We start from the raw sequence: 14,643 nt of genomic DNA on the forward strand, positions 1-14,643 counted from the left end.
TCCCGCTCCGGGGGCGGTTGCCCGCAGGGCACGCCGTCAGGGGCACGGGAACGGCGCCACCAGCCACCACACGGGCCCGCGCGGAACCCGGCGAGCGCCCCGAGGCGGCGTGCCGAGGCCCCCGCCGGAAGACGGCGAGGGCCTTGCGGGGGAGGGGGGTCAGCCGTTGCGGGGGCTGAGGAAGGGCGGCGGCAGGGGACGGGAATCCTCGCGGAGCGCCTGGCTGGAGGCTGACGGCTGCGGCGGCATCGACCGCGCCGCGGGCACCGCCGGGAGCATGCCCGGCATCGTCCGCGTCACCGTCGGAGCCGGCGCGGTCGTGACCGCCCCGTTCGACGCCGCGGCGGCGGGGGCGGGGGAGACCGGGCCCCCGGAGGACGCGGCATCCGTGCTGTTCGGATCCTGGGCGGCGGAGGCCGCAGCCCCGGTCCCGGCGGCGGACTGTGCGGCCGCCCGGCGTACGCCGTACCGGCGGTGCACCGCCTGCTTGGTGACCCCGAGCGCCGAACCCACCGCGTCCCACGAGAACCCGAGCGAGCGGTCGAAGTCCACGGCGGCGGTCACCAGGGTCTCGACGCTGTCCCGCAGTTCCTGCGCGAGGCGGACGGTCGGGGCAGGGGCCCGCCCGTACACGACGAAGCCCGTGGAGGGACCCGATCGGCGCGGGCGGTAGACGTTGCCCAACTGGGCGGTGAGGGTACGCAGTGCGTCCACCTGCCGGCGGACCCGCTCGATGTCCCGTACCAACAGGTGCAGGCTGGCCCGCGCTTGGGCGTCATGGGTTGCGTGGTCGGCCATGAAAAAGCCTCTCGAACCGGCGTTGAGTGAAGAAGGACGAAGAAGGACGGGGCCGTCAGGTTGGCGACCCGTTTCGGTCAATCTCTTTTGACCAACGCGCCACCCGGCGTTGTGGTCACGCTCCAGGGGCGCGTCCGCATATGCGCGGGGCGCACGGACATGCGTACGCCCCCGGCCTCCGGAGCGTTCGAGGGCGTCGGGGGTCCGCCCGCCCCGCCGCCGCGGTCGCCCCCCGGAGCGGTCCGGGGGCCGCGCCCCTAGACTGGTGCGCTGCCCGCGTCCACAGGTCCGTCGGGCCGTTCCTTCGCCCGAACGAGAGGCTCGCCACCCATGAAGCTCGTCTTCGCCGGTACCCCCGAGGTCGCCGTCCCCGCCCTGGACGCCCTGATCGACTCGCGGCACGAGGTCGTCGCCGTGGTCACCCGGCCCGACGCCCCGGCCGGCCGCGGCCGGCGTCTCGTCGCGAGCCCGGTCGCGGAGCGCGCGCAGGAGGCGGGCATCGAGGTGCTCAAGCCGGTGAAGCCGCGCGACGAGGAGTTCCAGGCGCGGCTGCGCGAGATCGGCCCGGACTGCTGCCCGGTCGTCGCGTACGGCGCGCTGCTGCCCAAGTCCGCGCTGGAGATCCCCGCCCACGGCTGGGTCAACCTGCACTTCTCCCTCCTGCCCGCCTGGCGCGGCGCGGCCCCCGTGCAGCACGCGGTGATGGCGGGCGACGAGGTGACCGGCGCGTCCACCTTCCAGATCGAGCAGGGCCTCGACTCGGGGCCGGTGTACGGGGTGGTCACCGAGGACGTACGGCCGAGCGACACCAGTGGCGACCTGCTGACCCGGCTGGCCTTCGCCGGGGCGGGGCTGCTGGTGGCGACCATGGACGGCATCGAGGACGGTTCGCTGAAGCCCGTCGCGCAGCCCGCCGACGGCATCACGCTCGCTCCGAAGATCACCGTCGAGGACGCGCAGGTCGACTGGGCGGCCCCGGCGCTGCGCGTCGACCGGATCGTGCGCGGCTGCACGCCCGCACCCGGCGCGTGGACCGTCTTCCGCGGCGAGCGCCTGAAGCTGGTGCAGACGGCCCTGGTCGCCGACCGCACCGACCTCGCCCCCGGCGAGCTGTCCGCGGGCAAGAACAACGTGTACGCCGGCACCGGTTCGCACGCCGTCGAGCTGCTCTGGGTGCAGCCGCAGGGCAAGAAGCCGATGCGGGCCGCCGACTGGGCGCGCGGTGTGCGCATCACCGACGGCGAGCTGCTGACCAGGGCCGCGTCCGCCTGAGCGGGCCGCCCGCCGAGAGAGACCGACGTAACCTGAGGGGGAACCACCCTTCACTCAAGCGGAGCACCTTTTGAGCGACCAGAAGTCCCAGCAGAACCGTCCCCGCAAGCAGGGCGGGCCGGGCACCAAGCCGCCGGGCGGTAAGCCGCAGGGCAAGCAGCCGTACAGGCCCCACCGCAAGCCGGAGAAGGACCCGGTCCGCTTCCTCGCCTTCGAGGCGCTGCGCGCGGTCGACGAGCGGGACGCGTACGCGAACCTGGTGCTGCCGCCGCTGCTGAAGAAGGCCCGCGAGAAGAACGAGGGCTTCGACGGCCGCGACGCCGCGCTCGCCACCGAGCTGGTCTACGGCACGCTGCGCCGCCAGGGGACGTACGACGCGATCGTCGCGGCCTGCATCGACCGGCCGCTGCGCGAGGTGGACCCGCCGGTCCTGGACGTGCTCGCGCTCGGCGCGCACCAGCTCCTCGGCACCCGCATCCCGACCCACGCGGCCGTCTCGGCGAGCGTGGACCTGGCCCGACTGGTGCTCGGCGAGGGGCGCGCGAAGTTCGTCAACGCGGTGCTCCGCAAGATCTCCCGGCAGGACCTGGACACCTGGGTGGAGCAGGTCGCCCCGCCGTACGACGAGGACGCCGAGCAGCACCTCGCCGTCGTGCACTCGCACCCGCGCTGGATCGTCTCCGCCCTGTGGGACGCGCTGGGCGGCGGCCGGGCGGGCATCGAGGACCTCCTCGAAGCGGACAACGAACGCCCCGAGGTGACGCTGGTCGCCCGCCCCGGCCGGTCCACGACCGAGGAGCTCCTGGACGTCCTGGGCGAGGAGTCCGGGCTGCCGGGGCGCTGGTCGCCGTACGCGGTGCGGATGGCCGAGGGCGGCGAACCGGGTGCGCTGGACGCCGTACGGGACGGCCGGGCCGGCGTCCAGGACGAGGGCAGCCAGCTCGTCGCCGCCGCCCTGGCGAACGCCCCCGTCGAGGGCCGGGACGAAAGGTGGCTGGACGGCTGCGCGGGCCCCGGCGGCAAGGCGGCGCTGCTCGCGGCGCTGGCCACCGGACGCGGGGCGGTGCTGCTGGCCTCCGAGAAGCAGCCGCACCGGGCGCGGCTGGTGGAGCAGGCGCTGGCGGGCAATCCCGGGCCCTACCAGGTCATCGCCGCGGACGGAACGCGTCCGCCGTGGCTGCCGGGGACCTTCGACCGCGTCCTGGTGGACGTGCCGTGCTCGGGGCTCGGTGCGCTGCGCCGGCGGCCCGAGGCGCGGTGGCGGCGGCGGCCGGAGGACCTGGAGGGGTTCGCGCCGTTGCAGCGGGGACTGCTGCGGGAAGCGCTGAAGGCCGTGCGCGTCGGCGGTGTGGTGGGGTACGCGACGTGCTCGCCGCATCTCGCGGAGACGCGGACCGTCGTGGACGACGTGATCCGGGGACGCGGTGCGGGCAACGAGCCGTTCGAGGTGGAGTGGGTGGACGCGCGGCCGCTGATGCCGGGGGTCTCCGCACTGGGGGACGGCCCCGACGTACAGCTGTGGCCGCACGTGCACGGCACGGACGCGATGTACCTGGCGGTGCTGCGGCGCGTGGCGTAGGGGACGCCGCCCCTCGGCGGCGGCGGGGCGGCGGGCGCGCCTCGCGGGCGGCCGGGGGGACGCGGCGCCGACGGTCCCGCGGGGGCCGTCGTGCGGGCGGGCGCCGGGGGACCGGCCCCGTCCGTGAAGTCCCGCACGGCATGGCAGTCTTGGGGCATGGCAGCGCAGATCAATCCCAGCATCCTGTCCGCGGACTTCGCCCGGCTCGCCGAGGAGGCCCGGGCCGTCGAGGGCGCCGACTGGCTCCACGTCGACGTCATGGACAACCACTTCGTCCCCAATCTCACCCTCGGCGTCCCGATCGTGGAATCGCTCAGCAGGGCCACGGACATTCCGCTGGACTGCCACCTCATGATCGAGGACCCGGACCGGTGGGCCCCGCAGTACGTGGAGGCGGGTGCGGGGTCGGTCACCTTCCACGCGGAGGCGGCCGCCGCCCCCGTCCGCACCGCCCGCGAGATCCGCGCCAAGGGCGCCCGCGCCTCCATGGCGCTCAAGCCCGCGACGCCCGTCGAGCCGTACGAGGACCTGCTCCCCGAGCTCGACATGCTGCTGATCATGACGGTTGAGCCGGGCTTCGGCGGGCAGTCGTTCCTGGACATCATGCTGCCCAAGATCCGCCGCACCCGGCAGCTCATCGCCAAGCACGGCCTCCAGCTCTGGCTCCAGGTGGACGGCGGGGTCTCCGCCTCCACCATCGAGCGCTGCGCCGAGGCGGGCGCGGACGTCTTCGTGGCGGGTTCGGCCGTCTACACCACGGACGACCCGGCGGCCGCCGTGCGCATGCTGCGCCACCAGGCCGAGGAGGCCACCGCGAAGGCTCCCTGGGCCTGCGCCCACTGAACGTCGCCGCAGCATCGGGGCGGCCACGGTAACAAGACGGCAAAATGAACGTGGGCCCGCAGGGCTGATCAAGGTCCGTCGCATCTGACAGGATGAACGACGAACCATTGTGTGAAAGTGAACCAAGGTTAAGGAGATCGCGGTGTCTGCGATGTCAGCGGGCCGGTCGGCCATGCGGATGGGACCCGCTGAACTGGTGCAGGCGGCGGCCATGGCCCGCCGCTTCTACCTGGAGGGCAAGTCCAAGATCCAGATCGCCGAGGAGTTCGGCGTCAGCCGTTTCAAGGTGGCCCGGGTGCTGGAGACCGCCCTGGAACGCGATCTCGTACGGATCGAGATCCGTGTCCCGGCCGAACTGGACGCGGAGCGTTCCGACGCCCTGCGCGCCCGGTACGGCCTGCGGCACGCGGTCGTCGTCGAGTCCCCGGCGGACGCGGCCGACGACGCCCCCGATCCGGAGAACCTGGGCGAGGTCGCCGCCGACCTGCTGGGCGAGCTGGTGAACGAGGGCGACGTGCTCGGGCTCGCCTGGGGGCGCTCCACCATCCACATGGCCGCCGCCCTCCACCACCTGCCGCCGTGCACGGTCGTCCAGCTCACCGGCGTGTACGACGCCGGGACCGCCGAGCGCGGCTCGGTCGAGGCGGTCCGGCGGGCCGCCCAGGTCTCCGGCGGCGAGGCCCACCCCATCTACGCGCCGATGCTGCTCCCCGACCCGGCGACGGCCGCCGCCCTGCGCAACCAGACGGGCATCGCCCGCGCCTTCGACTACTTCGACAAGGTGACGGTGGCGTGCGTGTCCATCGGGTCGTGGGAGCGGGGCATCTCCACCGTGCACGACATGCTCACCGACGAGGAGCGCGCGCACTACGCCTCCCTGGGCGTCGCCGCCGAGACCTCCGCGCACCTCTTCGACGCCCAGGGCCGCCGGGTCGGCCGGGACCTCGGCGAGCGCTGCATCACCGTCGAGGCGGACCGGCTCCGCCGCATACCCGAGGTCGTCGCCATCGCGGGCGGGCTGCGCAAGGCCGCGGCCATCGACGCGGTGCTGCGCTCCGGGCTCGTGACGAGCCTGGTCACCGACACCGCGGCGGCCGACTACCTGCTGAGCGCGGGCGGCCCGCCGCCGCGCCCGGCGCTGGACCGCGCGGACCCGGACGACTGAGCGGCACCGGGCGCGGCCGCACGCGGTTTCCGCCGTACGAGGAAGGGGGCGACCGGCGAGCTGCCGGCCGCCCCCTTTCTCGTACCCCCGGGGCGCCGGGGGCCGGGCAGCGCCCCGGAAGCGGCGGCCGGTCTGCCTGCCGGCCGGGCCCGGCGGAGGCCTCAGCCCTTGGAGCATCGGCCAGAGCAGGGGCGCGGCACCTGGAGGATCACCCCGGGGCGCGGAACCGGGCACTCGTGGGACAATCAAGTACGTGCGTTTTCCCCCGGGCTGAAATGCCCCGGGGCCAACACCGAACGACTGGATGTTCCGCGCGTGCGTTTCCTCAACGATCTCAAGCCGCCGTACGACCTCACGTACGACGACGTCTTCATGGTGCCGAGCCGCTCCGCGGTCGGTTCCCGCCAGGGAGTGGACCTCTCCGCCCCCGACGGCACCGGCACCACGATCCCGCTGGTCGTCGCCAACATGACCGCCATCGCCGGCCGGCGCATGGCGGAGACGCTGGCCCGCCGCGGCGGCCTCGTCGTCATCCCGCAGGACATCCCGATCGAGGTCGTCACCGAGGTCGTGGCCTGGGTCAAGACCCGCCACCTCGTCCTCGACACGCCGATCGTGCTGGCCCCGACCCAGACCGTCGCCGACGCGCTGTCCCTGCTGCCCAAGCGGGCGCACAACGCCGGTGTCGTCGTGGACGACGAGCAGCGGCCGGTCGGTGTCGTCACCGACCAGGACCTCGCCGGGGTCGACCGCTTCACGCAGCTCTCCGAGGTCATGTCCAAGGACCTGGTGCTCCTGGACGCCGACATCGACCCGCGCGAGGCCTTCAACAAGCTGGACGGCGCCAACCGCCGCTACGCCCCGGCCGTGCACCGGGACGGCCGCCTCGCGGGCATCCTGACGCGCAAGGGCGCGCTCCGCGCCACCCTCTACACCCCGGCCGTCGACGCCGACGGCAAGCTGCGCATCGCCGCCGCCGTCGGCATCAACGGCGACGTCGCGGGCAAGGCCAAGCAGCTCCTGGACGCCGGCGTCGACACCCTGGTCGTCGACACCGCGCACGGCCACCAGGAGTCGATGATCGCCGCGGTCAGGGCCGTGCGCGCCCTCGACCCGCAGGTGCCGATCGTGGCGGGCAACATCGTCGCCGCGGAGGGCGTGAAGGACCTGATCGAGGCAGGCGCCGACATCATCAAGGTCGGCGTGGGCCCCGGTGCCATGTGCACCACCCGCATGATGACCGGCGTCGGCCGGCCGCAGTTCTCCGCCGTCATGGAGTGCGCGGCCGAGGCCAGGAAGCACGGCAAGCACGTCTGGGCCGACGGCGGCGTGCGGCACCCGCGCGACGTGGCGATGGCGCTCGCCGCCGGTGCGTCCAACGTCATGATCGGCTCCTGGTTCGCGGGGACCTACGAGAGTCCCGGCGACCTCCAGCAGAGCGCCGACGGCCGCTGGTACAAGGAGTCCTTCGGCATGGCCTCCGCCCGCGCGGTCAAGAACCGCACGAGCGAGGAGTCGGCGTACGACCGGGCCCGCAAGGCGATCTTCGAGGAAGGCATCTCGACGTCGCGGATGTTCCTGGACCCGGCCCGCCCGGGTGTCGAGGACCTGATCGACTCGATCGTGGCCGGGGTGCGGTCCTCCTGCACCTACGCCGGGGCCGCCTCCCTGGAGGAGTTCGCCGAGAAGGCCATCGTCGGTGTGCAGAGCGCCGCCGGTTACGCCGAGGGCAAGCCGCTGCACGCAAGCTGGAGCTAGTGCGCGTCGTCCGTGTACGGGCCCGCCTTCCCGTGTCCGGGGAGGCGGGTCCGTGGCGTCCGGCGGGCGGGGACAGCGTCCCGGTGCGACGCGGACACGGACGACGACAGGAGGGGGAGCCGCATTGATCCGGGTGCTGCTGGCCGACGACGAGGCGATGATCCGGGCCGGGGTGCGGGCCATCCTTTCGTCGGCGGACGACATGGAGATCGTCGCCGAGGCGGGTGACGGGCACGAGGCCGTCGAGCTCGGCCTCAAGCACCGGCCCGACGTGTGCCTCCTCGACGTCCGGATGCCCCGGGTCGACGGGCTCAGGGCGGCCGAGGAACTGCGGCGGGTCCTGCCGGAGGCGGCCGTCGTCATGCTGACGACGTTCTCCGAGGACGAGTACATCGCGAGCGCGCTGGGCTCGGGAGCCGCCGGATTCGTCCTCAAGTCCGGGGACCCGCGCGAACTGGTCGCCGGGGTGCGGGCCGCCGCCGAGGGCGGCGCGTACCTCTCGCCCACGGTCGCCCGCCGGGTCCTCACCCACTTCGGTTCCGGGCAGCTCGGCAGGCGGAGCGCGGCCCGGGCCCGCGTCGGCGAACTCACCGCGCGGGAGCGGGAAGTGCTCGCCCTCGTCGGAGCCGGGCTCTCCAACGCGGAGATCGCCCGTCGGCTGCACGTCGTCGAGGGCACGGTGAAGGCGTACGTCAGCCGGATCCTCGCCCGGCTCGGCCTCCGGAACCGGGTCCAGGCGGCGATCCTCGCGTACGAGGCGGGCCTCGTCCGGGAGGAGTGACCCGGGCCGCCGCCCGTGGCAAGCTGGAGGAAGGACCGCTGTGGGCGGTTTGGGGAGGCTTGATACGGGGAGGGGGTGGTAAATCCGCGATGCGAGGGTGGTGTTGAATAAATTAGCGGTGCGTGACCACGCATGGCCCGCGGCTGTCCGGGTACACGCGCCCTGCGCTGATATACCGATGAAGGGGAGGACACCGTGTCCATGGCGACCGCAGTCCCGACGGGAACCACGCGAGGAGTGACCGAGACCGCGCCCGCGGAGAGGGAACTTCCGTACGTGGCGAACCCGTCGGAGGTAGCCCCGAAGGACGCCCGTGAGCTGTCCAGGCTTTTCTTCGCCCGGCTCGCAGTCCTCGAAGAGGGCACGCACGAGTACCAGTACGCGCGCAACACCCTGATCGAGCTCAACCTGGCCCTGGTCAAGTACGCGGCGACCCGCTTCCGCAACCGCGCCGACCAGATGGAGGACATCGTCCAGGTCGGCACGATCGGCCTGATCAAGGCGATCGACCGGTTCGAGCTGACCCGTGAGGTCGAGTTCGCCACCTTCGCCATGCCGTGCATCGTCGGCGAGATCAAGCGGTTCTTCCGCGACACCAGCTGGTCCGTGCACGTGCCGCGTCGCCTCCAGGAGCTGCGGATAGACCTCGCGAAGGCGTCCGACGTGCTGTTCCAGCAGCTCGACCGGGCCCCGACGACCAGCGAACTCGCCGCCTACCTCGACATGGAGGAGGACGAGATCGTCGAGGGTCTCGTCGCCTCCAACGGTTACACGGCGGGCTCCATCGACATCCCGCTCGACGACGGCGCGGACTCCGGTGCGCAGACCCTCGCCGACCGCCTCGGCGACACCGACGCCGACATGGAGATCGTCGAGAACGTCCAGGCGCTCAAGCCCCTCATCGACGAGCTGGACGAGCGCGACAGGCGCATCCTGAGCATGCGGTACGGCGCGGAGATGACCCAGTCGCAGATCGGGGCCGAGCTGGGCGTGTCCCAGATGCAGGTGTCCCGGCTGCTGACGCGCATCACCAAGCGGCTGCGCGAAGGACTGCTTGTCCAGGAGTGAGTGCGGAGAAGCATCGAAAGGGCCCGGATCCGCTCGCTTGCGGGATCCGGGCCCTTTTTCACGTCCACTCTCCGTCCGCTTCCGCTGACGTGGCCGCCGTCGACGTCCGCGTCAGCGCCGGTTCCTGACCGGCTCGGTGCGTGCGCACCGGGTGTGTGCGTACGGTTCCGGGGCCGCCCGTCCCGCGCCTCAGCAGACCGCGTCCGCCGGGCGGAGCCAGGTGGCCCGCACCTGCTTGCCGTCCGGCAGGGGACGCACCTCCACCTGACCGGCCAGGCGCTGCACCATGTGCCAGCCGAAGCCGCCTCCGCCCGCGAAGTCCGGCTCCCGGGGGACCGGCGGCTCCCGGCTGGAGTCCTCCATGTCGATCACGAGCTGTTCCTTGCCGACGCGCAGCCGCAGCCGCCACCAGCCGGACGTGTGCCGTACGGCGTTGGTGACCAGTTCGCTCACCACCAGCAGGACCGCGTCGAGATCGGCCCAGGGGCAGTGCTGGGCGAGATACACGGCGGCGGCGTCTCGGGCGGTGGCACTGTCTCCCTGCGCTCCTTGCGGTGAATCCAGGACAACCACGGGCGGCTCCTCAGTCATCAACCGCTCGCATACCCCGACATCACCCACTCATCGCCCCCGTGCCCGTTCAGTTGTGCACGCTCTCGGCGAAGGCCGCCTCGGGGTCGGCGTAGGTGCGGAAGACCTCGTCCAGACCGGTGATGCGGAATATCTTCGCCACCATCGGCGTGATCCCCGTGACGACGATCTCCGCGCTCGCGGCCTGCGCCACCTTCCGCGCGATGACCAGCATCGTCACCCCGCTGGAATCGAAGAAGGTCACTTCGGAGAGGTCCATCACCAGCAGGTCGCCGGGGGCCGGCGAGAGCCCGTTCAGCGCCGTGCGCAGCCGGGGGGAGTTGTCGAAGTCCAGGTCGCCCGCGACGGCCAGCACCACGCCGGCGTCGCGGCCCCGGACCGTGACGGTCCGCACGTCGACGGTCAGTTCGCGGGCGGGGGGAAGGTCAGGGTTCATGCGCTGTCCTCGCGGGTTCTGCGGACGGTCAGGGCCACGGTGTCGTCCGGGTGCAGGATCACCGTGTGCATGTCGGCGGCGATCGCGCCGGGGATCTTCTCTATGGGCAGGTGGCGGTGGGCGCGGGCGGCCTCCAGGAGTCGCTGCTCGCCCTCGCGGGGGTCGCGGCGGCTCTCGGTCAGGCCGTCGGTGTAGAGGACCAGGAGGTCGCCGGGGGCCAGCTCCTCGTACAGGAGCTGCTCACTGCCGGGCAGGGGGTAGCCGATGCCCCGGCCGCGTACCTCCAGGTACTCGGCGCGGCCGTCCGCGCGCACCACCAGGGCGGGCGGGTGACTGCCGTTGGCGAGGGAGAAGGCGCCGCCCCGCGGGTCGATCCTGGCCAGCAGGACGGTCGCCATCAGGTCGCGGTCGAAGGGCAGCAGGATCTCGTCCGTGCGGGCCACGATCGACTCCAGCGGGTGGCCCTCCAGTGCCAGGGTGCGCACCGCGTGGGTGACGTTGAGGGCGCTGCGGGTGCTGGTGACGCCGTGGCCGAGGGCGTCGACGAGGGTGATGTGGACGCGGCCGTCGGGGAGCAGGAACCAGTCGTAGAGGTCGCCGCCGGTCGGCGCGTCGGTGCCCGCCGGTTCGTAGTGCACCGCCATCTCCAGGCCGGGCACCCGTACCGGCGAGGGCCGCAGGGCGTCCTCCAGCTCGCGCAGCATCTGGCCATGCGCGCGCCGCAACTGCTCGTCCCGTTCCTCCAGTTGCACGTAGAGGGCCAGTACGCCGCTGTTGGTCTCGGCCAGTTCGTGCTTGAGGCGCTTGTGGTCCTCGGCGAGCGCGTCGGCCCGGGCGACCGCGGCCCGCAGCTCCTCCTCCAGGAGTTCCGTCGTCCCCGGCGTCCCGCCGCCCTGCGCCGGAATCGTGGCCCGGGGGTGCGGCAGCCGCCACACGGCCGCCGCGTCCGCCATCCGCTCGGCGGGCAGCGGCAGGTCCCGCAGCTCCTTCGGCGACGGCGGGCGCGGCGCCAGCGGCGTGCGCAGCCGTACGGTCAGCACCGCCTCGTCGTCCTGCGGGCCGGCCTCCCGGGTGGCGTGCAGCGTGACCGAGCGGCCCGCGCCCAGCTCCTCCGCGGCCACCTGTGTCACCGCCAGCGCCAGCCGGGCGCGCTGCTCGACCGGCAGGTCCAACTGGTGGGCGAGGCGGCGCAGGGTGGTGCGCAGCCCGGGCAGGGAGTGGTGGGTGGTGCTGTGGGGGATCATGCGTCTCTCTTCGGAGCGGGCGCGGGCCCGCCCTGCGGGATCGGGGCGCCGGCCGGGGCCTGCGCGCCGGTCGCGAGCACGGTGGCGTCGTCGCGGCCGCGCCGGAAACCGTGGGCGAGCGAGGCCACCAGCAGGGGCGGCGGCAGGCGCAGCAGGAACGGGGAGGGGTCGTGCGTCCAGCGGGGGTCGATGCCGTCGCTGTGCAGGACCAGCGTCGAGCCCGGCGGCACCGGGATCCGCCGCACCCGGGGCCGCGGCATGTTCCAGCCGACCACGCCCGGCTGGCCGGTCGTCCGTGAGCGCACGCCGTCGAAGCCGACCGTCTGGGCCCGCACATTGCCCACCGAGCAGTGGTCGGCGTCCCCGTCGGGCCGCAGCCGCAGCAGCCCCACGGCCGCGCCCCGGGTGTGCCGCAGCGCCCGGTGCAGGGCGGACAGCAGCTCGGGCAGCGGCGGTTCGGGGGCGCGGCGGAACGCGCGCAGGGCGGTGTCGGCGGCCTCCTCGGCGGCCTCGCCGTGCCCGAGGCCGTCCACGACCACGACGGTGCGCCGCCCCGCCCCGGCGTCGGCGACCGCCCAGCCGTCGCCGCAGCTGTGCTCGCCCTCCACCGGCAGGCACAGGGCCGCCAGTTCGGGGCCGGGGGGAGGCGGGGCTCCGGGGGCGAAGACGCGGGCGCAGACCAGGGTGCCCCCGCCCGGCCTCGTGCGCAGGGAGAATTCGGAGGCGATGCGGCGGACCGCGCCGAGGCCCGAGCCCAGCGTGTTCGTGGTGGTCCAGCCGTCCGTGAGGGCGGCCTCCAGGTCGGGGATGCCGGGGCCGCGGTCGGTGGCGAGTATCTCCACGCCGGGGCACAGCGGCAGGGGCTGCACGAACACCGAGCCGTCCTGGGCGTGCTTGGCGATGTTGCTGGCCAGTTCGCTGGCGAGGACCGCGGCCCGCTCGGGCAGTGACCCCGGCAGCCCGCTGTCCTCGGCGGCGCGGCGGGCCGTGGCGGCGGCCAGGTGGACGGCGCTGTAGTGGTCGATCCGGACGCGGGTGGCGACGGCCGCGCCGAACCTGCCGCCGGACCCGGTCCCCCCGGGAGCCGGGCCGGCGGGTGTCGCCGCCTCGCCCTGCATCAGCGTCCGTTCCAGCGGGTGGCGACGACCGTGGTGCCCTCGCCGGCGTGGCTGTGCACGGCGAACTCGTGCATCAGGCGCCGGGCCCCGCCCAGGCCGTGGCCCAGGCCGGCGCCGGTGGTGTAGCCGTCGGTCAGCGCCGCCTCCAGGTCCGGGATGCCCGGGCCGTCGTCGCGCATGACCAGCCGCAGGCCGGTGCGGCCGCCCTCGCGCACCTGCTCCACGGTGAGACTGCCGCCGCCGCCGTGGATGTAGGCGTTGCGGGCCAGTTCGCTGGCGGCGGTGACGATGCGGGTCTGGTCGACCAGGCCGAAGCCCACCTCGACGGTGGCCGCCCGTACCGCATGACGGACCGTCAGGAGGTCTTCCTCGGTGACGACCTGGTACGTCTGCGCGCCGCCGTCGCTGCCTCCGCCGTCCCGCTCGGGGTGCGCGGCTCTGCTGAGCTGTTCATCGTAGAGAGTCACGAGGGGCCTCCCCAGGCGGCTGGGGCATGCGCTGCCAGCCCAGCGCGACGAGACCCGCTTCCGCGTTGAGGGCCGTCTCCACGCCGGTCAGTTGCAGTCCGAGTTCGACCAGGGTGATCGCCACGGCGGGCCGCATGCCCGCCACGATCACCCGGGCGCCCAGCAGCCGTGACATGGTGGTGAGTTCCATCAGCATGCGGGCCACGAAGGAGTCGACGAGCTCCAGCCGGGAGATGTCGATCAGCACGCCGCGCGCCGCGTCGCTGACGATCCGCTCGGTCAGCTCGTCGGTGAACGCCATCGCCGACTTGTCGTCCAGCTCGTTCAGCAGACCGGTCACCAGCACGTCGCCGAGCCGCAGGATCGGCACCCCGCCGTCCCGGGGGTAGGGGGTGCTCACGGCCCCGCCGGTGCGTGCGGCGTCGGGACCGACGGCTGGTCGGTGAGGCGTACCGCGGCGGTCAGGGCGTCGGCGAGCGTCGAGTGGGTCAGGATGGTGGAGAGGTCGATGCCGAGCTGGGCGATGGTCTGCGCGATCGGCGGCCGGATGCCGGAGATGACGCAGTCCGCGCCCATCAGCCGCACCGCGTTCACCGTGTGCATCAGGTGCTGGGCGACGGCGGTGTCCACGGCCGGGACGCCGGTGATGTCGATGATGGCGACCCGCGCCTCGTTGTCCTGGATGGCCTGCAGGAGGTTCTCCATCACGACCTGGGTGCGGGCCGTGTCCAGGGTGCCGATCAACGGCACCGCGAGGACGTGGTGCCACAGACGCACGACCGGGGTGGACAGCTCCATCAACTGGTTCGACTGGCGCTGGATGATCTCCTCGCGGCCCTCGACGTACGTCTCGAAGGAGAGCGCGCCCGCCGCGTCCAGCAACCGGTTCACCAGGACCGCCGCGTCGAACAGCTCGCGGGAGTCCGCGGTGGTGTGCTGCACCGCCTCCAGCAGCGCCTCCTTCAGGGACAGCACCGCGAGCGACGTCGCCGTGGGCGTCGCGCCCGCGCGGGCCCGGCGCAGCGACAGCTCTATGACCGTTCTGCGCAGTTCGTGCTGGGAGGCCACGAGCTGTCGCACCGGCACGTCGCTGGCGAGGCCCGCGCCGAGGGCGGCGATCAGCAGATCCGCCTCCTCGCGCAGTTCGTACTCGCCCAGGGCGACGCCCAGGGTCGACTGCTCCAGCTGGAGCCGGACCCAGCGATCCGCGATCTCCTGCTCCCGTTCGCGCAGGGCGTCCAGAAGACGGTCCCGCACGGTGGTCTCGCTGGTACTCAACCCTCACCTCTCGCCGTTGGCATCGCTTGCCGGGCGGCAGCCTGCCGGAGCTGCCGGTCGCCCGGGCTTTCAGCCGAACGATGGTAGTCGCACCGGCCGAACGGCCCGCACCACGCAGCCCACGGGGCCCCGGTTACCCCGCCCGCCGCGGAACATGCGCATCGCCGCCGCCCCGAATCGACGGGCTTCCGGCGGGCTGTCGGCGGACTTCGGCGGGCGAAGGAGATCCGGCTCACGCCGACGCC

At 73.5% G+C, this 14,643-nt stretch carries 15 protein-coding genes; 7 read left to right on the forward strand and 8 right to left on the reverse strand.

Annotation, left to right across the window (positions count from 1 at the left end; translation table 11 throughout):
- Nucleotides 1-159: 159 nt before the first annotated feature.
- Nucleotides 160-798: a hypothetical protein gene (locus tag ACZ56L_RS25920; RefSeq protein WP_471066612.1), complete on the reverse strand. Its 639-nt coding sequence runs from the start codon at nt 796-798 to the stop codon at nt 160-162.
- 330 nt (nt 799-1,128) lie between these two features.
- Between ACZ56L_RS25920 and fmt the strand changes: the two genes are divergently transcribed.
- The 7 genes from fmt to ACZ56L_RS25955 all read left to right on the forward strand — a co-directional run bounded on the left by fmt (nt 1,129) and on the right by ACZ56L_RS25955 (nt 9,264).
- On the forward strand, nt 1,129-2,070 hold the full coding sequence (gene fmt, locus ACZ56L_RS25925) for a methionyl-tRNA formyltransferase (protein ID WP_468688049.1): 942 nt from the start codon (nt 1,129-1,131) through the stop codon (nt 2,068-2,070).
- Between the two features lie 70 nt (nt 2,071-2,140).
- The gene (locus ACZ56L_RS25930; RefSeq protein WP_471066615.1) at nt 2,141-3,649 is read left to right on the forward strand and encodes an RsmB/NOP family class I SAM-dependent RNA methyltransferase; all 1,509 of its coding nucleotides are present in this window, start codon (nt 2,141-2,143) and stop codon (nt 3,647-3,649) included.
- A 156-nt stretch (nt 3,650-3,805) separates the two neighbouring features.
- Nucleotides 3,806-4,492, forward strand: a complete 687-nt coding sequence (gene rpe, locus ACZ56L_RS25935) for a ribulose-phosphate 3-epimerase (RefSeq protein ID WP_345224992.1) — start codon at nt 3,806-3,808, stop codon at nt 4,490-4,492.
- A gap of 151 nt (nt 4,493-4,643) precedes the next feature.
- On the forward strand, nt 4,644-5,657 hold the full coding sequence (locus tag ACZ56L_RS25940; protein WP_401761017.1) for a sugar-binding transcriptional regulator: 1,014 nt from the start codon (nt 4,644-4,646) through the stop codon (nt 5,655-5,657).
- A 372-nt stretch (nt 5,658-6,029) separates the two neighbouring features.
- Entirely contained in the window at nt 6,030-7,415 is a 1,386-nt protein-coding gene (locus ACZ56L_RS25945) for a GuaB1 family IMP dehydrogenase-related protein (RefSeq protein ID WP_380837923.1), read from the forward strand.
- Between the two features lie 157 nt (nt 7,416-7,572).
- Nucleotides 7,573-8,196 carry a response regulator gene (locus ACZ56L_RS25950; protein ID WP_401761014.1) on the forward strand — a complete coding sequence of 208 codons (624 nt, stop codon included), beginning with the start codon at nt 7,573-7,575 and terminating at the stop codon, nt 8,194-8,196.
- A 195-nt stretch (nt 8,197-8,391) separates the two neighbouring features.
- Entirely contained in the window at nt 8,392-9,264 is an 873-nt protein-coding gene (locus ACZ56L_RS25955; protein ID WP_380837877.1) for an RNA polymerase sigma factor SigF, read from the forward strand.
- A 189-nt stretch (nt 9,265-9,453) separates the two neighbouring features.
- Here the strand turns inward: ACZ56L_RS25955 and ACZ56L_RS25960 are convergent, their stop codons facing one another.
- The 7 genes from ACZ56L_RS25960 to ACZ56L_RS25990 all read right to left on the reverse strand — a co-directional run bounded on the left by ACZ56L_RS25960 (nt 9,454) and on the right by ACZ56L_RS25990 (nt 14,398).
- Nucleotides 9,454-9,837: an ATP-binding protein gene (locus tag ACZ56L_RS25960; protein ID WP_345225003.1), complete on the reverse strand. Its 384-nt coding sequence runs from the start codon at nt 9,835-9,837 to the stop codon at nt 9,454-9,456.
- A 67-nt stretch (nt 9,838-9,904) separates the two neighbouring features.
- Entirely contained in the window at nt 9,905-10,291 is a 387-nt protein-coding gene (locus ACZ56L_RS25965; protein ID WP_345225005.1) for an STAS domain-containing protein, read from the reverse strand.
- Entirely contained in the window at nt 10,288-11,535 is a 1,248-nt protein-coding gene (locus ACZ56L_RS25970) for a PP2C family protein-serine/threonine phosphatase (RefSeq protein WP_345225007.1), read from the reverse strand. The genes ACZ56L_RS25965 and ACZ56L_RS25970 overlap by 4 nt, the downstream gene beginning before the upstream one ends.
- Nucleotides 11,532-12,653, reverse strand: a complete 1,122-nt coding sequence (locus tag ACZ56L_RS25975; RefSeq protein WP_471066619.1) for an ATP-binding protein — start codon at nt 12,651-12,653, stop codon at nt 11,532-11,534. The genes ACZ56L_RS25970 and ACZ56L_RS25975 overlap by 4 nt, the downstream gene beginning before the upstream one ends.
- Nucleotides 12,653-13,120, reverse strand: coding sequence for an anti-sigma regulatory factor (locus ACZ56L_RS25980; RefSeq protein WP_468688043.1), 468 nt, complete (start codon nt 13,118-13,120; stop codon nt 12,653-12,655). Before ACZ56L_RS25980 ends, ACZ56L_RS25975 begins: the two co-directional genes overlap by 1 nt.
- Nucleotides 13,104-13,520 carry an STAS domain-containing protein gene (locus ACZ56L_RS25985; RefSeq protein WP_468688041.1) on the reverse strand — a complete coding sequence of 139 codons (417 nt, stop codon included), beginning with the start codon at nt 13,518-13,520 and terminating at the stop codon, nt 13,104-13,106. Before ACZ56L_RS25985 ends, ACZ56L_RS25980 begins: the two co-directional genes overlap by 17 nt.
- On the reverse strand, nt 13,517-14,398 hold the full coding sequence (locus ACZ56L_RS25990) for an STAS domain-containing protein (protein ID WP_471066621.1): 882 nt from the start codon (nt 14,396-14,398) through the stop codon (nt 13,517-13,519). Before ACZ56L_RS25990 ends, ACZ56L_RS25985 begins: the two co-directional genes overlap by 4 nt.
- Nucleotides 14,399-14,643: the final 245 nt, after the last annotated feature.

The sequence above is a fragment of the Streptomyces sp. NPDC039736 genome (assembly GCF_055596485.1).